We start from the raw sequence: 19,902 nt of genomic DNA, 5'->3' as shown, positions 1-19,902 counted from the left end.
GGGAGGAGATCGAATTTATGACAACTGTAAGAGTATTGGTTGATGCTGTTGGGCAATACAATTCGGGGGACATCGTAACAGATGCCCCTGATGGTCTTGTAGATATCGCAAAGAATGAAATCCGTAATGCCGCAACTGGGCAATTGCTTGCGGAGATTGTAGATGGTAATGGGGCTCTTGATGGTTCTCCTTCAGAACGGGAGTTGCAACTTCAGCCCGAATTAGAACAGTCCAAAGCGCGAGAAGCAGAATTACTTGAGCAAATTGATATTCTTCAGTCCGATGGTGAGTTGAAAGAATTGAAAGCCTCAGCTAAGGAATTGAAAATACCCGGATACACCAAAATGAGTATTGAAGAATTGAAACAGGCTATCAGTGCTGCAGGCGGTGCAGCAGATGGCAACTAATAAGATACTCACTACAGAAACATATCACGAGGAGATTAGAGGGCGTCTAGGCGTTGGTGAGGATGTAATATCCGATGCTGACATAGACGCTCTTTCTGTTTTGCCCATTGGAGAATCGAGGATTGTAAAAGCCGTTCCTGATTATGCTGAGTTAACTGGTGAGGATCAAACTTATGTGTATGCAGCAGCCGTTTGTATGGTTGCTGCCATACTGGTCCCTTCCATGACAGCGAGAATCAAGAAGTCTAAAAAGGACTTTGACTTCTCTTTTGAAAATCAGGCTGTTGATTGGAATAAATACGCTGTTCAGCTTGTTGATGAAGCCTATGAGTTAATCGAGTCCATATCAACAGTACAGCATGGGACAGATGTTCCGGTATTCGGTGTAGCTGGGCCGACTCGGGCGAGAGAAAGGCGGCAAACTAATGTTTAAAGACTTCGCTCATAGGCATTCACCTTGTACTGTCAATGGTGAGCCTGATGTCGTTAAAAGAGTATATGTACAATGGTTTGTTTTCTTCGGAAATCATTTGTAAAGCCGGGAGATATAGTTCAGAACGAATCGTCGTATTTGGTACAGACTCTACGTACAACAACTGAGGAGGACAACCACTGCTCTCTGATTAAAACGAACGTTTTAATTGAAGTCCAGCGCTTCAGCAGTCCTATGATACAAACTGGATCGGCTACACTCTTCTAGACAGAAAAATTGTGGTCTAATATAGTAGACTACAGACCAACCTAGAAGGAGCAAACGGATCATGACTAAAAAAGAAAGACGTACCTTTAGCGCTGAATTTAAAGCGTAGATGGTTCAGCTCTATCAAAGTGGCAAAGCACGAAAGGATATCATTCAAGAATATGATTTGAATCCTTCATCGTTGGATAAATGGGTGAAACAGAGTTCCACATCTGGATCCTTCAAAGAGAAAGACAACCGGATTCCAGAGGAATTAGAACTGCTCGAACTTCGAAAACAGAACAAGCAACTGCTCATGGAGAATGACATATTAAAGCAAGCCGCGCTGATCATGGGACGAAAGTAAATGTCATTCGCCAGAATAAACATAAATACTCGGTATCAGCAATGTGCGACGTCCTAAAACTCCCGAGAAGCACCTATTATTATGAAGAAAACAAAGTAGAAGTGACATCGGAGGGTGAGCTTCCCTCCCTGATTATGGACATTTTTCAAAGCAGCCGTCAAAACTACGGTACGCGTAAGATCAAAAAAGCGTTACACCAGCAAGGCTCTACGGTATTCAGGCGGAGTATTGGACGAATCATGAAGGAATACGGGGTGGTTTCCTCGTATACGGTTGCTCAGTACAAGCCTCATCCCACGAGATGCAATGAAGCCAAGCAAGCGAATGTACTGGACCGGAAATTTGAACAAGAGCAAGCGTTGTCTGTCGTCGTAAGCGATCTGACGTACGTCCGAGTGGGTTAATATTGGAACTACGTATGCTTCTTTGTAGTTCTGTTTAACCGCGAGATTATTGGCTACAGTGCAGGCCCTCACAAGGAGGCCAAGCTGGTTTACCGTGCTTTGGCTTCAATTAAGGGCAACCTGAATGACATTCAACTCTTCCATACCGACCGAGGCAATGAATTCAAGAATAAGCTCATCGACGATGCGCTAAAGGCTTTTCAGATTGAGCGTTCTTTGAGCATGAAGTGCTGTCCCTATGACAATGCCGTTGCGGAAGCTACTTTTAAAATTTTCAAAACGGAATTTGTGAAGAAACGTCATTTTGAAAGTCTTGCTGAGCTAACCACAGAATTACATGGCTATGTACACTGGTTTAACCATATTCGGATTCACGGTTCTCTGGATTACTTGAGTCCAGCTGAGTTCAAGCAGAGACACCACAAAAAAATTGTCTAGTTTAGTGTTGACAATCCATATGTGTTGGATGCCTTGAAGACTTAGAAAGAAAACAAGTCATTACACCCGGGTATACTGGCACTTCTAAACCACTCACTCTCAAGAGTGACGAGTCGAGTTTTACATTGTTCTTCCTTATAGGATGGCTGGTTTGATGACTAAATACTATGCGAGAAAAATGATCTTTACTACTTACTACAGCTTACTACAGCGGCAGGTCGGTCTCAGAAGATTAAGGAAAATCGATTACTGGAAGCTTTGGATGAGAGACAGATTTCTGTTTTGAAAATATGCTAAATGATATTTGAGGAGCATCAGCCAAACAGCAAATTCCGTTTCGATATGGTATTTTGGTGATTGGTAACAAGTAGTGGAACTTATAGGAAGATAACCAAAAGTCCACATACTTAAAAGAAGGACCCAAAGAGTATAGATACAGAGCCTCTAAATTTCATGCCGTCAATGTAAGCGTCGCTTGGTTCTGAGTCACCTTTGATCTTCCAGGCTTCGTTTGCACGCCATCCTCAAGTGGGGTTTCATTTACTCAAAATACCAAGTGAGAAAAAAATAATCGCAATAAAAATAAGCATGAATCCCATTTGATCAACTCCTTAAGTAAACTATACCAAAAAAAGAACGACAGATGGAAAGTGTCGTCCCTCAAGGACAGATGGAAAAAAAAGAGGGCTTTGCCCTCCATATGATGGTGTAATTTTAATCTGAATAGGCAACCGCATTAAAACTTTCTATTCCTATTCGGGTGGCATCCGCTGTGCAAAATAAATATAAGGTATACACCAATTCATTTGATGGTGGTAGAGGGACATTGTAATCGGATGCATTAATGGTAACGACCTGTACAGCGTTTGGGTTTGCTTCGGAGACACTAACAGAGTAAAGGGCGTATGCAACAGGAGAGTCGAGAGTGCCTCTAACAATAGAAATAGCAATAACGGAGTCAAAAGGTGGAGTAGTGGGAAATGAAAGCTCAGCAATCCCTGATAATTGTACACGCATATTTTCCCCAGCGCCCGTCACGTCTAAGCCAAGCTCTGCGATGGCAACAGGAGTATTGGCTGGCATGGAGATTGAGATCGTATTACCGTAACTTGCGTTTTGAGATGTTCGAGCATCTAACAATCTAGTCATTATCTCATCTCCTTTTTTGGGTAAAGATTTTGCAAGCTGGAAATAGAAAGATACATACTGTGCAGGGGCTGGATCGGTTGATAGTAGGGCTATTAAGCTTTAGAAGGATAAGCAGTAATAATCTAACACGATAGGGTCAGACCTATGCCTATTTTCCCAAGATCAAGTCAACAGCCCAATCTTTTTGGTTAATTGCACAATAAGCTACTTTGACTAGACTTTGGAGGTGATCATTAATTATGTTTAGACATTATTATTGGCAAAAGAAAATGCATCGGAGAAAATTTAGAAGATGTGTAGTTAAAAAAGTCAAAGTTTTACCGAAAGTTATTGTTAAAGGGATCCGAGGACCTCAAGGACCTCAGGGACCGCAGGGAGCGCAGGGACTGCCGGGTCCACAGGGAGTTCCAGGTGCTCAAGGCCAGCAAGGGCTACAAGGTTTTCAAGGAATTCCCGGACCAACAGGACCCGCAGGAGCAGTAGGGCCAGCAGGAGCAGTGGGGCCAGCAGGACCAGTGGGACCGGCAGGAGCGGTAGGACCCGCAGGAGCAACGGGGGCAGCAGGGCCAGCAGGGCCAGCAGGCGGCGGGATATCAGACTTCTTAAGTGTCTTCCGAGCAGATCCTGGTACGGGAACGGACACAGTTCCGGGTAACTCACCAATTACCTTTACTGGAGTTTTGGCTAATGTTGGTGGTGCATTTACTTTCACTCCTCCATCTACAACGATAACAATCAACGAAACGGGAAGCTATCTAATAGATTTTACAATTCATAACCAAGGTGATGCTGCCTTTAACCTTACCGTAAATGGAATCCCTGTTACTCCTGTTCCCTTCACGGGTAACGGTGGCGGACCAATTTCGGCAGAAGTCATTATTACTGTAGGGGTCGTTCCTACAACTATTCAATTGGTAAATGCAAATGCAACCCCAGCCCAACTTCATAACTTTACCAATACTACTCTTACTATATTAAAGTTGACCGTTTAAGCCATTTTTAATGATATATAGAACATTATATGTAGCCGCTTTAGAAAAGACTGTACGATTTCATATCGTCAGTTTGTCTAATTCACTTATAGTAAGCAGACGAATTTATGGGGGAGGGATTGTATAGCATGGCAAGAGAACGTAGTGGCAGTAATAAGATCCATTAAACACTATCACTACTCCAAAGCCTATCTTTAAAGTTAAAATGGTAAATCCGCAGTAACATTGTAAAAAAACAATGATATTATTCAAACATTGAAATATGAATGCTAAGAAGGTTAGGAAACTTTTCCTACCTTCTTTTTGTTGTGGCATTTAAAAAAGAAATTTATTCGCACGAAGATCAATAGTAAATCTGGATAAGTCAGACGTTATTCTGTATTTATAGTAGTTTGCGAATGTAGTCCATCCGGCATCGGTTAGCGTCAAAGATGGACATTGGTAGGGCGAACAGTTCCAAGTAACTCCAATCAGTGAGGCATTTTTAACTGGCTGTCAAAAAAGCATCAGCGGGCGTAAATAATTGACCTGAATCACACTAATGGAGATTTGCCGGAGCTACTTGTATCTGTATCGCACACAAGTTCACCAGTGGGAACGTGATCAATATCTGTACTTTACTAAATAGTGAAACCCCTTGGGGCTCTAGGGGATATGGCCCATTGGTGAGATAAACCAAGACACCTTCAAGGTAAATGGAAATTCTCTTTCTGAAAATGCCATAGTGGTAAGCGTAAAGGCACAGCATAGTAAAACAGCAAAGGCAATCGAATCATGAAGCTAAAGATTGCTGACAAATTGTCGAAAACATCAGTAAGTTCTTCAACATTAGTCATTAGAGAATCCAATGTGGCTAAGACAAAGAAGAAATTAGACAGTGTTGAGAAGGCTATAGCTAACTATAAGTCCTTCTCTTTTTCTTCCGAATTAGCATGGTCAGGAAAAGGAGGACAGGCAGAGCAATCTGAAAGATAGGCCAAACTCGAACCAAGGCTACATGAAGACCGAACCACAAAAATTCGGTTAACCTAGAGGAGAGAAACGTAAGGGCGTATATGATGATACTTAGCAACAGTAAAGCAGGCTTATATCTAAAGGGGGTTATCGTTTGAAGCCCAATGACGGCACCAAACATAAAACCAGCCGTTTTGATTCCGATTCCAATAAATAGAATCATCGAAAACAGGACATCAGCTCTCTCAACGATCTTCGGTAGCTGAATTAGTTGTGTAACCTCAAATAAGGGATAGGTGCTTGATGCTGCCCATTCCGGACCTAAAACCAGGATTGTTAGTTCATTCATTACAATGAGGAACACAGCAGTGATCCAGTAAACAATGACGATTGACCGCTGTAATTTACGTTTATCCGTAACAATCTTGAACAGCACAAGAAAAAGAACCGTCTGCCCGAAGGGAAAAGACACGATCTCGGGAATGGCAGCCTTCACTACGGGAGTTAGACCATTCTCCAATACAGGAAATAAAAATTCAAAGTGAATGAGTCCTGTAAAAGGAGTAAGCAATAATAAAATGCCATAACCAAAAACCAATAGAAGAAGGAAGATATGACATAGAAGGAACCAGACCCTCGGTCCAAACCACACTACATCGGCACAGACAATTAACGCTATAAACGTAATAACTTCGGTAGGAGTTCTGTTAAGTAATGTCAATGCGCCGAGCTCACCAATGTCCCTGACACTCCTGGAAGCTTCATAAGCAAAGTAACTGATGAACAGAAGACCACCCAGACTACCTATCCATTTTCCCCAATAACGGCATAGGAGCTCGTACAAATCTCGATGTGGATCAAGTTTATGCATGTATAAATACATGATTAGCAAGACGAAGCCTACAAGTGCGCCGATCAGCATGGCTAGCCATGCATCCTGCTTGGCTGTAGCTCCCAAGAGGAATAAGGTTGTACTGCCAACCTGAAACAAGGAAAAAGCGATAGCTAACCCGGATACCCTGGTGACGGTTTTATTCATACTTTTTAAGCCCCTTTATACAAAATGGGTTAGGTTTGACTTCCGATATGCTTCTGTAGGAGGCCAGGACGCTGAATCCGTGCATCCACTCGAATGTCCAGTTCTATCTTCTTGAATTCCTGATCCCAGTCTTTTTTCACCGTTCCCCACTCCCTTGGGAACCTCCGGTGAATCCGGTCAGCAAAACCAGTTGCGTCTACACCAAGTTCCTGAAGTTTAGCCCAGCCCTTATTTATCGTACTGGTCACTTCTTTTGCAATCTCTTCTTCCAGATCATGTATGGTCTTCGTCTTGGAAATATCCTTAGTGCATGTAGTTTCATTTAAAGTCCCATTAATTTTCACTCCAACCTGCATAGTGTAATGAGAACTGGTTTTTCTGGGTGTAAGCTTTACATTAGCAGAGTTTACTAGTATGGAAGAGTACATTTCCCTACCGGGCTGTTTGCTGCATGGGAACGAAATTTCGCTGTTGTTAATCTTTTGAGACAGATAAGATACACCCAGACTCTCTTCCTTGTTGAGAAACCCTTTGAGCTTTCCTTTTTGGAATACCGCCAATTTAGTCAATGCCAGTTTGAGCGGGGCCGAGGTTTTTTTGAAGACATCCAGACTCTCTGCTTCCTTCACATCCTGATAGTCCCCTTCTCCGGTCAACTCGGCGACCGGTACTCCAATAGATTTGGAATCCGAGTTCATGCTTAATACGAAATCATAAACCCTAACTTTCGGAAACACCGATAAAATATCACTCTCTTTGTCGACTAATTCAGCCATGGCGACGCCTTGAAGTTTTTCAGGCGGCAGTAATTTCTTTAATAGATCGGATGCTAAGCCGTCCGTTACAATCATAGTTACCATCTCCCTTGCTTCCGTATTACGAAGATAAAAATCAATTAAACGGTCCATTCCTTTCTCAGCCGCTCTCTTACCGATAAATACAACACGATTATGTGCTATGTAGATTTGTCTTGATGTTTTTAAATTGCTGTACGATAACGCCTGGTTATAGGTTTTGGACTTTACTGAGAATACATGGGATGCCGGTTGAGAAGACCCTCCCGTTCCTCCTCCGGTACCACTTGCAAGGGCGGAGGGAATAATAATCTGATAGGACATCATCCACTGTCCGTCGTCCATCATATCTACTCCTGTAGCCGCAGTTACCCACAGCTCATTCAGTTCGACTCGGTTCCAGCAACCCGCCAAAATGAATAATATGACCAAGGCCAAAATAAATCTACCTAATTGGGACATATCGGTTCCTCCTTACGCCATGGGATCTCGGCTGTGTTCCCCCGCTTGTTCTGCAAATGATTCCTGTTCCGTTGCCTGTCTTACTGGATTGACATCCCCAATCATTTTCGGCCGTTTCTTCATCTTCCACCAAGGTACACGCACAAACAGGTCTTTCATATTGCTCGTATAGAAAGGTGCGAGCGGCATCATATAAGGAACGCCGAACGAATTCACAGATACTAATCGAACGAGGATGGGAACCAAGCCCGCCAAAACGCCGTATAATCCAAATAAACCCGCTAACAGCATTAGTCCAAATCTGAGCAAACGAACAGCCCCCGCCATATTGATCGCAGGTAGTACAAAGTTGCAGATAGCTGTGAATGAAACCACAATCACCATAGCTGCAGAAACCAATCCCGCCTGTACAGCAGCTTGTCCAAGAACCAATGCCCCAACGATAGAGATTGCAGGCCCTACGGCGCGCGGCATTCGTACTCCTGCTTCGCGAATAACCTCAAAGGTCAGCTCCATTAGCATTGCTTCAAGCAGGGCTGGCAATGGTGTATTCTCTCTCTGCGCAGCCAAAGTGATGAGCATTGTTGTAGGTAGCATTTCCTGGTGAAACGTTGTTGTTGCAATAAAGAATGAGGGTAATAGCAATGCCAAGAAAAAGGATGCCATTCGAACGATTCGAAGAAAAGATGCCAGATCATAACGTTGGTAGTAGTCTTCACTGGATGCGATGAACCGAAAAAAGGTTACAGGAGCAATCAATACAAATGGAGTCCCATCAACCAATATCGCTACTAACCCCTCAAGCAAGCTGCCTGCTACAGTATCCGGGCGCTCAGTGTTATATATGGTTGGAAAGGGGGTCCATACCCCATCTTGAATAAATTCCTCGATATATCCACTTTCGAGAATACTGTCCGTGTTAATGGAATCTAATCGTCTGGAGATTTCCTTAACCACCTCTGGATCTGCAATGCCTCGAATATATGCCACCGATACCTTCGTCTGCGTGTATGATCCGATAATTCGAGAATCAAAGTGGAGTTCAGTTGATTTGATCCTTCTCCGGAGGAGTGCGATATTGGTGGATATATCCTCTGTAAACCCCTCTTTAGGACCGCGAATTACTGTCTGCGATGTTGGCTCCTCAACCGCTCTTTTAGCCCCCCCGCTCATAGAAGCAGCAAAGGCCTTGGTGCTGCCTTCGACAAGGAGAACCACCTGTCCATAAAGAACGGCATGGATAAGTGCTTTCTCATTTTTAAGGCAAGTGATGCCCCCAATAGGAATACGATCCATCAACCAACTTTCAACATTACGATCGGAGAGATCCCCATTTCGAATACCTGCAGTAAGTTCCTCCAGCAGTGTCGTTAAAATTTGCTGATCAATCAGGCCTTGAAGAAAACCTACAGCGAGAACCGGATTGCCCTGTTTATCGTTCAAACAACGAAGAATGAAATCCGTGCTATGTCCTATTTCCTGCTTCAGCAAGGTCACGTTGTCCTTAAGCGTGCCACTCAGTTCCTTGGATAACTCAGTCGATTTTTTATCATTAACTGGTTCAGAGCTCGTGCCATTTTTAGATCGTGAAGGCTGCTTAAACAGCCATTTTTTTAACTTGTCAACCATAGCAATACAGTTCCCTTCTAGATAGCGGTTAACTGTAATATGTTGCTATTCCACGATTTATATGTACACACCTTCCAAAAGATGTTTTTATATCAATTTATTTCAACTATGTTTACAATAGTAGAAGCTTTTTTAGTGGCATACGGCAAAAATTGTTGGCCGGTATAGACACAGTCTAAGAGAAGGGCTTGCGGATGTCGTTTTTGTATTGGATGGATTCGTTGTAGCCAAAGACCTTCATTCAGAGTTTTTAAAAGATGAGTCATTTCGAATGGTGGTATCTCCAGATCATCTGCTGGCATCTCGTTCCTCATTGATTGTTGATGACTTTCACAGAGAACAAATTTGGTTGCTTTACCATAGGATTTACCGGATATATCATTTTCTGCGCAAATGCTCTGGCATCGGGAAAAGTGGATTTTCACATCGTTGGCTGCTCTAATACATGTTGCAAAGAATGAATTAAAATCAAATGAAGCATCTGGCTCATAAGAGGAGCACTTGCGAAGTTATTTAAAGCACAAAAAAGTCCTCCGGAAATCACCATTTAAAGATATTCTTGCCAGATGTCATTTTTCGTTGGCTACCGTGAGGGAGGCAGAGCACTTAAATATTGCTTTTTGATAGCTATCCACTTGACAGGGGTCGCTTCAGTTTGGAGAGGTTTTTACTCTTTTATAAGGGGAGACGATATTATGGAAGCAAAACCCGCTGTAGAATAATATAGCTCTCAGTCTTAGTGAAATAACTATTAGAATGCCCCCAATAGAAAGAATCGGCAGCCATGGATAAGAAAATAAAATAAAATCCTAGACTGCCGATGTTCTATTGAACTCTCGTGTCCCTTAAGTTCAATCGCTTCCCTTTTCATAAAAGTTGTTGTGCAAAGCTTTCTGCCGTTTAAATCATGTCTTACTCCAAGTCACTTTGTAAATTTCTAATCTCCACCGAGTTCAATCGTTTTCGTGGCGACACGGTCATGAAATTCCCGATCATGTTCCACGAATACAATGGTCGGCGTGTACTCAAGCAACAGCTCCTCAATTTGCATCCGGGAAATCACGTCGATAAAGTTGAGCGGTTCGTCCCAAATATGCAGATGAGCCTCCTCACATAGGCTTCTCGCGATTAGAACCTTCTTCTTCTGCCCGCCGCTAAACGCCGATATATCCTTCTCAAACTGGATGCGGGCGAAATCTAGCTTACGTAACACGGCCTTAAATAAGCTTTCGTCAATTCTGTGCTCTGCTGCATAATCGGAAAGCGTTCCTCGCAGATGAGAAGTATTCTGGGATACATAGGAAACGCGAAGCTGCGGCTCCCGCTGAAACGTACCTGTATAATGTAGCGTCTCATCGTTCAGCAGGCGAAGCAAGCTAGACTTACCTGAACCATTTGGACCTGAAATTGCAATCCGATCTCCTGGTTCGATCGTCAGACAAATGTTCTTGCAAACCGCTCTTTCCCCGTAGTAAATCGTGACGTGATCCAGCATAGCCAGTTCCGATTTGGGATACACGAGCTGAGAGATCGCAAGGCTTTCTGACTGTTCGATATTTCGGAGCAATTTCGATTTTTCCTCTAAAGCGGCGTGTTGCCGCTGTTCGATGGATTTCGAGCGTTTCATCATTTTCGCTGCCTTATGCCCGACGTATCCCTTGTCAAGCTTGGAGCCGGAGTTTCGTGTGCCGTTCTTCGATTTTTCGGTCTCGAAAGACCAGCCGCTAGTACGTTTAGCAGAAGCAGATAAACGCTGTATGTCTTTGTACAGCTTTTCGTTTTGTGCCATTTCGAACGTATCTTGGCGAGTTTTGTTCGTCCACCAACTGGAGAAGTTGCCTTTTTGGATTTCGATATTCGTTTTGTTGATCGATAGAATATGATCCACGCAGCGGTCGAGAAAAGCCCGGTCGTGTGAAACAAGAATAAAACCGCGCTTCGTATTCAGATAATCGGCGACAAGCTTGCGTGCGTGCAAGTCGAGATGATTGGTCGGTTCGTCGATGAGCAGAAATCGATTGTCTTGGATGAATAGCACGGCCAGCAATACCTTCGTCTGTTCCCCTTGGGACAGCGATTCGAATGGCCGGTACAACACGTCTTCTGAAATCTTAAGCAGGTTCAGTTCGCGCATCAACTTCCAGCTCTCATAGCTTGGCACGATCTCTTCGACGACGTCTAAGGTCAAATACTCCGGGTGCTCGACGGGAAACGGAAAATAATCAAAGACGACTGGTGTGGAGATCGTACCGCTGTATTCGTATTTCTCCTGCAACAGGTTTAAGAATGTCGTTTTCCCCCGACCGTTTCGCCCCGTAAAGCCCAACTTCCAGTCTGTATCAATTTGAAAATGAACATTTTCGAATATGGGGTCATAGCTGCCTGGATAGGCAAAAGTAAGATTGGTTACCTGAATGGCGGGCATGGCAGTCATCCTTTCGTTTGGAAATAAAAAAGAGCCGCAAGAAAGGTGCTATCTTGCGGCTCTAATCCATACGAGGAAATACGGCCCCATTTCAAGGGGCCGTATGACTGTCCGGAGAGGGAGCGCAAACGAAACGTAGACCTTTCTTGCAGAGATGAATAAAACGACCACAGCCGATCGCTGAGTCCGTTCTTTTCGTGATCTCAAAGCAAGAAAGTTCTACATGTATCCGTTCAACTCCCGTCATCAAATTACATCCAGTTTATCACAATAGTAATTTAACTACAACCTGCGTAGCCCTGTTAGGCTGAAGCCTCGCGTAGTTCGACATGCTCCTTAGATCAATTCCTGTTATTCAACTATCCTGCTCGTTCGTATTAGGTTGATAACATATGGGTTTTTAAAATACCTAGCGTTATAGCAGCAGAACCAATTTAATATTTAAGTATGGAAGTCTCTGATAACTCAGGGCCTTATTTTGCGTCTTGAGGAGGTGATGAAACCCATGGCAAAAATAAAGTCAACATGGATATATACAACTGGATTTAACAAGACCAGTTGAAGAATTGACTGTTAGTCATTTCTGCTGTCATTGCTTCACAGCCAGCACGCCGGAAAGAAAAATACTTAAAGGATTGTATATAGTATTGGGGGTGTTGCTCGCGCTGGTCATTATTGATTATGTGACCAGATTATTTGCCGCTGGCGCAGAAGGTAAGAAGGGAACCGGACCCGGCTTAAAAAGCAAGATTGGTCTTATCGGTATCGCTCGAGAGGTATTTATTTTTACAATAGTTGCTGTATCTCATCTAATCAATGGAGTCTTAGGCGATTCGCACCTTTTCCGGGATGCGGTCGCCTATTTTTATATGGCAAATGAACTGCTGTCCATTTTGGAGAATGGCGGCAGACTCGGCGCTCCTATCCCGCCTGTGATCCGACAGGCCGTAGAAGTTTTGAAAAGTAAAGGTGGTAAGGAAGGAGAGAAAGAGGATGCAACGACGAAACAGCCGTAATGCAAGAGGGATCGACGTATCCCGTTATCAAGGAAAGATTGATTGGAAGGCGGTCAAGGCAGATGGTATATCTTTTGCTTTTATTAACGCCAGCCAGGGGCAACGTTACGTTGATCCTACATTCACCACGAATGCAAAAGGAGCCAGAGCAGTCGGGGTATTGCCGGGTGCATACCACTTTTTAGATGCCACCACTGTTGAGGCAGCTAAAGCGGAAGCGCGGCATTTTGCCGAAGTATTGGAACAGGTAGGTGGTGGGAAAACGCTAGACTTGCCGCCTGTAATGGATTATGAAAATAATCCCGGTAACCTGTCCAAAACGCTTATTAGCGCTGTAGCTTTGGCTTTTCTTCTCGAACTGGAGCGACTTACAGGACGCAAGCCCATTGTCTATACAGGTAATGCATTTGCAGCGAATTTTAACGCCTCTTTGGGTGGTTACCCATTATGGATAGCTCGGTACAGTGATACTCGTGTCCCAAGCGACACAGTGACGTGGAAACGTTGGGATATTTGGCAATACAGCGACAGCGGCAAGGTAGCAGGGATAAAAGGGAACGTGGATATGAATGAGTATGATGGTACGGCGGACGAGCTGCGTGAACGTTTCACAAAGCGCCCTGAGCAGCCGGAGACAGTCACGTCCGGTACGTTCGTCGTAAATGGCAAACAGGTGTAGGGAAGACGCTGCTCTATAGTGGCAGGACGTATGTTCCGCTGCGTGTGCTTGCTACTGTGTTAGGCTTATCGTGTCATTGGGACACCAGTCTCAAGGTCGCTTATTTAAATGGAGCCAAGCTGCAATTTATCCAACTGGTCGAAGGAGTGGCATACGTGCAGCTCAGACCCGTTGCGGCGGCATACGGTGCTGTAGTGTCCTGGGATTCAAAAAATAAAATCGCATCGTTGAAAACGAAAGGGGAAAAGTAATCATGCAAACAATTATCGAAACTGTACAGCCTATGTAAATACCATTGTCACAGCCGCTGCGGGTGTGCTTACAGCATTTGTTTTAGGAGGTCTGAATAAACTCAAGACTAAGGTTAACGTGTGGCTAGAAGCGCGTACAACGGCAGCACAACGTGAGGTAATCCATAAAGTAGCAGGAGAGGCTTTTGCATTTGCTCAGACTACGTTTAAAGATGCTGGTGGGGTTCATAAGATGCATGAGGCTTTACAGTATGCATCCTTACGGCTTACGGAACAGGGCATTGTGTATCGTCTACGGAGTTACAAGCAGCAATTGAGAAGGCATATCTGGAGTATAAGGCTAAAACAAAAGCGGTACTCGCTATGAAGCACAGCCAAATGAGGAAGCGGCACAAGTAGCAGCTAAGGAAGCTGTATCGGATCTGGCTGCAAAGCTTAATGATTTCTTGGCACAGGCTACGGCTGAGGTAATGCCAGACGCTCAGGTTCAATCTGCACCCGAGCCTATTTCTGCATTAGTAGATTCCGTACAAACTCCAGTCATTACGGAGTAAATCTAAAAAACTAATGCCCTGCTGGTTTCGGCTGGTGGGGCTTTTTTTGTTTTTGCTCATATAGGATGTACCCATAAGATTTGGTATGTAATATAAAAGCCCTCCATTTAAGGAAGGCTCTTGTTAAACGCTGAGCATGCAAATCATAAATCAATGTGATTTACTACGTCTTTTCAAAAAAATCACAAAAAGCATAACAAGCAGTATACAGAAAAATATTGCAAAAGCAATCACGATCCACCACTGAGGGTCAATTATATACAACACGACTCCGACAAGCAGGACTGTTGTTGTTATTGCAATTCTCACTTTCAACATTGTGCTTTTACTTATCCGAGGCTCCAATTTTCGTATTGTAATTATTATAGCAAGTACAACGAAAAATATTGAAGTGAATGAATTATAGATAATATCAGCTCCCTTTACTCATTATGCCTATCTTGTACTCCGATGGGGGCTGTTAAAGATGGGAATTAAGAGTTGTTTGTGATGGAATATCCTGTACGCATCAAGTTAATCGTAATTCCTTTGCCCTTATCTTGGTTTTTAAGGATTTGTGCAATAAGCCCTGCTCCTGCCCCTATTACTGCGCCAAAAACACCCGATCAAATGACTGTTACTACCGAATAGACTAATCGGATACAATTTCAAAGTAAACACTAAAAGCTCTACTGGCCAAGCTAGTAAGAGAAGAGTGCTCAAAGGTGCGACTGTGGGAGAAGTTACGCAATAGGTTTAGTGATTGGAATCAGATAAAGAAAGCCGGAGAGAAAGCGTAAACTTCTTTCCGGATTTTTGGCATAGTTCAACAGAATAATTACTTGTTCAGCAGTATGAAGTTATGGATAAAACCCTCTTTTTGTATGAAAATGGGGGTTTGAATTTTCGATGTGAAATCATAATAATATACGCCTCGTCCGTCCTCCTCATTTTTCTCAGAGGCGCTACCCAAATAATAGATACCCTTGCCGTCCGGGGACATATAGACAAATTGGCGGGATAAAATAGGCAACTTTATTTTGGTGCGCTTACCTGTTGCAATATCAACCAGACTATACTCGGGATTGCCGTGATTAATGAAACGAGTGGTTATGAGGAGCAGCTTATCATTACTGCTGGACATTGAAGTTGTTTTCTCTTTTTTTAGTGTGACGATAGAATGTGTGGAGAAGGTGGCGTAGGTGCTGATATCAGATACATAACCCCTAGTGATAACCGGGGAGCAGGATCATGGGTAAGTCATCAGTTAGAAAAGTATGCTGATGGAATCAAAGTGAGGTTTATCGTGAAATAAAAACAAGGACTCAACCAGTATAGAAGCTGGAATGAGTTCTTTTTAATACCCAATAAAAAATAAATATGCAAAAATATAGAACATATTTATAGATAAGCAAGTTTATGTTTAGACACATTTCCTCAATTAAATTATTCTTAGTTCTATTAAACATATTGGAGGATCATTTAATGAAGAAAGCATGTATAACGATTTTATTTTTAGTTCTTTTATCTCTACCCTTATCGAATGTCTTTGCAGCTGAAGCAGAGTACTCAGAAAATTTAATTCCTAAAATGACATCTAACAATTTGCCATCTGGCGTGGCAAGTGCGAGCAACGAATTTTCATACGCATATAGATCTTTTGACGGGGATTTTGCTACTATCTCTAGTGCTTGGGGATCTAATGAAAATACTGCATGGTTAAGATATGACTTTCCTAAACCTGAAGTTATTGAACAATACGTTATATATCCACAGACAACGGCAACCGACCGGGCCCCTAAAGATTGGACTTTTGAAGGATCAAATGATGGGGTTACTTGGAACGCGCTTGACACTCAGTCAAATATCACTGAATGGGTAGATAGCACTCCAAAAAAATTCACTTTTTCTAATTCTAATTCATACAAGGACTATAGAATTAATATTACAGCAAACAATGGAAGTCAGTATATAACTCTTGGCGAATTAGAGATGATGTCTAAGGTATCAAGTTCCACTCCTAACCCAGGAACAGAGGAACCGACTCCAAACGGGGATCGTACAATTCTGGTAGTTACCATGACAACTGGTTTGGAAAAGGAATTCGACCTAAGCATGAAAGAAGTCAATGACTTTATTGCCTGGTACGAAAGCAAGCAGGCTGGTTCTGGATCAGCATCATATGCTATCAATAAGCACGATAACAATAAAGGCCCATTCAGTAGCCGTAAGGATTACATGCTATATGATCGTATCCTAACGTTTGAAGTAAGTGAATACTCTAAATAAATAAAAAGCTCTGCTAACCTTAATTGGTCGGCAGAGCTTTTAACGTTTCTAACAGGTCTGTGTTAGGCTGAATTATATTTCGTTTTAGCTTCTTCATATAATTTGCCGAGGTTACGAAACTCAATTGATGTCCTTTATCACGTTGAAAATATGTTTACTATTTAATATTTTTCGTATATATTAATATTTGGAAATTAGTCTTCATAAATTTTTCCTGCAAAACCAGATTAATTTAACAAAGGAGATTATTTTAATGAGTATTTCATTAAGAATAGAACGCAAATCCGGTGGTGAGCCAATTGAGTTTGTAAAAGGTGAAATCACTGGCTTTACTTATAAGAATAATAGTTCCATAAACCTTTCAGCTAAGTCTCCAAACTTGGCTCATTCGCTACATATTGGAAGCAAAATTCCGCTTCATTCGCTTCCTTCAGTTATAGACAATGCGGATAATTCCAACATGCTGTATACATGGGCAAATACAGAATATAAACCTGATAGTGAGGATTACTATCGCAAATGTAATATCCAAATCGTTAGAAATGAAAACACAATCCGAGATATTACGTTTACACACGCTTATGTAGTAAAGTATCAAGAACAGATTGATACCAGCAAAGAGATCCTTGAGTTTGAACTCGTTCTAAAACAAAAAGAAGATCAATTGGGAAAAATTCAATACAGTCCTCAGTTAGAACCTAAGGAAACAAGAGAAAAGGATCAGTCTGATGTCTCGCAAAAAGTACTGGAAGGTGCATATAGTAAGAATATGTTAGTGTATGCAGGAAATATTACTTTTCCGTTTGAAAATCCTATGGTAGAACTAGAAAAGACTTGGGTACGAGGCGTAGAGAAGGTAAAAGATTCGACAGATACTGTAATACATTATCCTGATCGTAAAGCATTTACATTAGTAGCTGTTCCTATAGCTCGAAAGAAGTACGGAGACATCACAGCCCATTTACTTCAACATTCACTTGACTACAAACCAGGAAATTTACACTTTAACGAGTGGTCATATGAGGCGCAGCAAGTTAAAAAATCTAAAGAGCACATCGCAATAGTTAATGATGAAGTCAAAAAAGCTAATGGTAAAAAAGTTAAAAGTTTTTCTTATAATGGATCTGCGCAATTAGAAAGTGATAGAGATTTATATAATGCTTTTCACAACATGTATTATGAAATAAATGGGGATTACGTTAACGGGCAATGGAAAATTACTACAATATATTATGATAAATATAATTTCGAGTTTAATTTTAAACGAATGTTTACTGGGAACAACAAACTCGGTTGGGCTGCGGCCAATCTAACAAATATAATGGAATCATGGGGAACACTCAATGAGTATACGTCTTATGTAACAGTAACTGATACAAGAAAAGCCTAGAAGTGAGGTATGAATTGCAGATGAAGTTTAGATATATCTTTATTTTGATCTTGGTCTCTCTACTAGTTATAACTACTACTATAATTTTTCTAGTAAATTTTGCGGATAATACGAACTATAAATACCCAGATGGAAAAGATACCGTAGAATATTTTGGTGACGGGACTTTTCAAATTTTGAGAGGGGGGCGGGACAACTGTTTAATACTTTATAATCATCTTGCTGCTCCAACGGAAAAAGCTGTTGATAATATTGTGTCATATAAGATAAAAAAAAATATCGTATATATGGTTGGGGAAAATGGCTTCATCAAATTGGATTCAAGTACCAACACATACGTGAAAAAGAAACGGATTTCTGACTTTACTTCCGAAGATAGAGAGATATTTAATAAATTAACGGAAAAATAGAAGCTATCATAAACAAATGTGGTAGCAAGGGAGATTTAACTTGTTCACAAAGGTTAACTTAACATGCGCTTTAGTTGAGCTATTGTTATGTAAGTATTTTAAATTTATAAAGAATGGTTACCACCAGTGGTGATATTATGATTATTAAAATTGAAGGTTTCTTTTTTCAGAATTTGATTACTGGTCCCCTATGCACACAAGAAGAACTATATCAAAAGTATATACAAGCAAAAATGCTGAGTCTTAATATTAGAGATTTACCTGATATATTTTGTCGACTTCATAATTTTGATCGATTACGTTTTGAAGATGACACAGAGGTTGGTTTCGTGATTGATACAGATACGGACAGGATATATAGACCGATATATTGATGTTTAAAGCGATGTATTCGAAAGATATCTTCCCATCTCCTTTAATTACAAGTAATGAAGGACTCACATAACTGGCTACTATATTCGATTTTATAATCAAAGTCGATCACAACGAAAGTTAAATAAGTTGCCTCCGAAAGAATATCGAAAGCAGCTTATAGTCTAGGGGCTTTTTTCCGTGTCTATAAAATGGGGACTTGACCACTAGCTAAGCTAGTGTTTTTTTATTTACCTGCATGCCCTATCATAGAACGTATTTAAACATATATTAAGGTAACGACAAATAAAGGAGGTTAAAAGAGAGGGGTGCCTATGAAAATACAGGTGGCGGCGGTGTATGGACTTCTACAGCGGCAATTTTAGTGCTCTTTATTCTCTTAGTTATCATCACTAAATCACTTTGGGTTTAGTTTGTAAAAAGAACTGTTGGAAAATATCATTTCACTCATGGATATTCAATAGTTGAGCCCATTGAGCGCATAAGCTATTTGGCAATAGCCACCGTATTCGCTTCTCTTTCGGCAAATACTTGGTGGATTCCTGCCATAATAGTTTTGCGCTTATTGTATTTCATTTTATCTTTTCAGTAGCGAGTCAAGACCACTGCTGGCTTATCAGGCTTCTGTTAGATAAAATTCTCAAAGAGGTGGTAGGATGAAGGTTGAAGTAAACAAATGTAATTGCAGCATCAAAAAACCAATATATCTAAAGAGTAATGTTACTATTACCACAGTGGGTAAGGGGGCTACAGTGCTGCAAATTGATGCTAACTAGGGATAATGGAGCTTTAACTTCGAACAATTCAAACCGGGCATTGAATGTAATTATTAAAAATTTAACAGTGCATGGTGTAGCAACAACCGAGCCTGATAAAGTGCCAAGTTATGTTAGCATTACAAATTATGGTATTCTGTTGGAAGGTAGTAGCTATGTGAACGATAAGGTACTCTTTGAGAAAGAACATAGAGATTAAAAATACAAATATGGGGCTCCATATAAAAGGATTTTCCGACGTAACGGTACAGAATAGTGAATTTCACGACAACGGTGGGGGTTCTAAAAAATCTAGCCAAAGTCCATACATGTATTGTGACGATACGTGAGCTTTAGCTTTAACTAATTGCCCAAAAAGTACCAATAACTCACAATAATGACCTTGCCAGTACGAAATCACAACTAATACATATGGAGAAGTTAGTACCTAGCGAGTGAAAGTTAAGA

Annotated in this window: 14 protein-coding genes and 4 pseudogenes; 12 read left to right on the top strand and 6 right to left on the bottom strand. The window is 41.6% G+C overall.

Annotated elements, in window-relative coordinates; translation table 11 throughout:
• The first annotated feature begins 17 nt into the window (after positions 1 to 17).
• The 3 genes and pseudogenes from G9G53_RS08055 to G9G53_RS08045 all read left to right on the top strand — a co-directional run bounded on the left by G9G53_RS08055 (position 18) and on the right by G9G53_RS08045 (position 2,295).
• A complete protein-coding gene (locus tag G9G53_RS08055) occupies positions 18 to 407 on the top strand; it encodes a hypothetical protein (protein ID WP_165146713.1) in 390 nt (129 codons plus the stop codon).
• Positions 397 to 840, top strand: coding sequence for a hypothetical protein (locus G9G53_RS08050; protein WP_165146710.1), 444 nt, complete (start codon positions 397 to 399; stop codon positions 838 to 840). Before G9G53_RS08055 ends, G9G53_RS08050 begins: the two co-directional genes overlap by 11 nt.
• 376 nt (positions 841 to 1,216) lie before the next feature.
• A pseudogene (locus tag G9G53_RS08045) lies at positions 1,217 to 2,295 on the top strand (IS3 family transposase).
• Between the two features lie 714 nt (positions 2,296 to 3,009).
• On the opposite strand, the gene G9G53_RS08035 reads toward G9G53_RS08045, so the two are convergent.
• Positions 3,010 to 3,444 carry a hypothetical protein gene (locus G9G53_RS08035; protein ID WP_029517855.1) on the bottom strand — a complete coding sequence of 145 codons (435 nt, stop codon included), beginning with the start codon at positions 3,442 to 3,444 and terminating at the stop codon, positions 3,010 to 3,012.
• A gap of 239 nt (positions 3,445 to 3,683) precedes the next feature.
• On the opposite strand from G9G53_RS08035, the gene G9G53_RS08030 reads away from it, so the two are divergent.
• On the top strand, positions 3,684 to 4,436 hold the full coding sequence (locus tag G9G53_RS08030; RefSeq protein WP_165146707.1) for a BclA C-terminal domain-containing protein: 753 nt from the start codon (positions 3,684 to 3,686) through the stop codon (positions 4,434 to 4,436).
• A gap of 895 nt (positions 4,437 to 5,331) precedes the next feature.
• On the opposite strand, the gene G9G53_RS08025 is transcribed toward G9G53_RS08030, so the two are convergent.
• From G9G53_RS08025 to abc-f, 4 genes are all read right to left on the bottom strand, one after another.
• The gene (locus G9G53_RS08025; RefSeq protein WP_165146704.1) at positions 5,332 to 6,429 is read right to left on the bottom strand and encodes a GerAB/ArcD/ProY family transporter; all 1,098 of its coding nucleotides are present in this window, start codon (positions 6,427 to 6,429) and stop codon (positions 5,332 to 5,334) included.
• Positions 6,430 to 6,458: 29 nt separating this feature from the next.
• The gene (locus tag G9G53_RS08020) at positions 6,459 to 7,685 is read right to left on the bottom strand and encodes a Ger(x)C family spore germination protein (protein ID WP_029517852.1); all 1,227 of its coding nucleotides are present in this window, start codon (positions 7,683 to 7,685) and stop codon (positions 6,459 to 6,461) included.
• Positions 7,686 to 7,697: 12 nt separating this feature from the next.
• The gene (locus tag G9G53_RS08015; protein ID WP_029517851.1) at positions 7,698 to 9,314 is read right to left on the bottom strand and encodes a spore germination protein; all 1,617 of its coding nucleotides are present in this window, start codon (positions 9,312 to 9,314) and stop codon (positions 7,698 to 7,700) included.
• A 937-nt stretch (positions 9,315 to 10,251) separates the two neighbouring features.
• Positions 10,252 to 11,739 (bottom strand): ribosomal protection-like ABC-F family protein, encoded by a 1,488-nt coding sequence (abc-f, locus tag G9G53_RS08010; RefSeq protein ID WP_029517849.1) that lies wholly within the window; start codon positions 11,737 to 11,739, stop codon positions 10,252 to 10,254.
• Positions 11,740 to 12,362: 623 nt separating this feature from the next.
• On the opposite strand from abc-f, the gene G9G53_RS08005 reads away from it, so the two are divergent.
• Both G9G53_RS08005 and G9G53_RS08000 read left to right on the top strand, forming a co-directional pair.
• Positions 12,363 to 12,755 carry a phage holin family protein gene (locus G9G53_RS08005; RefSeq protein ID WP_238794834.1) on the top strand — a complete coding sequence of 131 codons (393 nt, stop codon included), beginning with the start codon at positions 12,363 to 12,365 and terminating at the stop codon, positions 12,753 to 12,755.
• Positions 12,733 to 13,685: pseudogene (locus G9G53_RS08000) on the top strand (GH25 family lysozyme). The gene G9G53_RS08005 and the pseudogene G9G53_RS08000 overlap by 23 nt, the downstream one beginning before the upstream one ends.
• Positions 13,686 to 15,056: 1,371 nt before the next feature.
• Here G9G53_RS08000 and G9G53_RS07995 read toward each other — a convergent pair.
• Positions 15,057 to 15,362: a hypothetical protein gene (locus G9G53_RS07995; protein WP_029517403.1), complete on the bottom strand. Its 306-nt coding sequence runs from the start codon at positions 15,360 to 15,362 to the stop codon at positions 15,057 to 15,059.
• A 36-nt stretch (positions 15,363 to 15,398) separates the two neighbouring features.
• Here G9G53_RS07995 and G9G53_RS26400 point away from each other — a divergent pair.
• From G9G53_RS26400 to G9G53_RS26395, 6 genes and pseudogenes are all read left to right on the top strand, one after another.
• Positions 15,399 to 15,533 (top strand): annotated as a pseudogene (locus tag G9G53_RS26400) (NucA/NucB deoxyribonuclease domain-containing protein); the annotation flags it as partial.
• A gap of 170 nt (positions 15,534 to 15,703) precedes the next feature.
• Positions 15,704 to 16,507 (top strand): discoidin domain-containing protein, encoded by an 804-nt coding sequence (locus tag G9G53_RS07985; RefSeq protein ID WP_029517404.1) that lies wholly within the window; start codon positions 15,704 to 15,706, stop codon positions 16,505 to 16,507.
• 253 nt (positions 16,508 to 16,760) lie between these two features.
• Positions 16,761 to 17,897, top strand: coding sequence for a hypothetical protein (locus tag G9G53_RS07980; RefSeq protein ID WP_165146696.1), 1,137 nt, complete (start codon positions 16,761 to 16,763; stop codon positions 17,895 to 17,897).
• A gap of 20 nt (positions 17,898 to 17,917) precedes the next feature.
• On the top strand, positions 17,918 to 18,307 hold the full coding sequence (locus tag G9G53_RS07975; RefSeq protein WP_039271255.1) for a hypothetical protein: 390 nt from the start codon (positions 17,918 to 17,920) through the stop codon (positions 18,305 to 18,307).
• A gap of 441 nt (positions 18,308 to 18,748) precedes the next feature.
• Positions 18,749 to 18,847, top strand: coding sequence for an IS3 family transposase (locus G9G53_RS26895; RefSeq protein ID WP_416145682.1), 99 nt, complete (start codon positions 18,749 to 18,751; stop codon positions 18,845 to 18,847).
• Positions 18,848 to 18,986: 139 nt separating this feature from the next.
• Positions 18,987 to 19,091 (top strand): annotated as a pseudogene (locus G9G53_RS26395) (YjcZ family sporulation protein); the annotation flags it as partial.
• Positions 19,092 to 19,902: the final 811 nt, after the last annotated feature.

Source organism: Paenibacillus sp. EKM206P (assembly GCF_011066155.1).
Lineage (GTDB): Bacteria > Bacillota > Bacilli > Paenibacillales > Paenibacillaceae > Paenibacillus > Paenibacillus polymyxa_D.
This window is presented reverse-complemented; position numbering and strand designations above follow the sequence as displayed.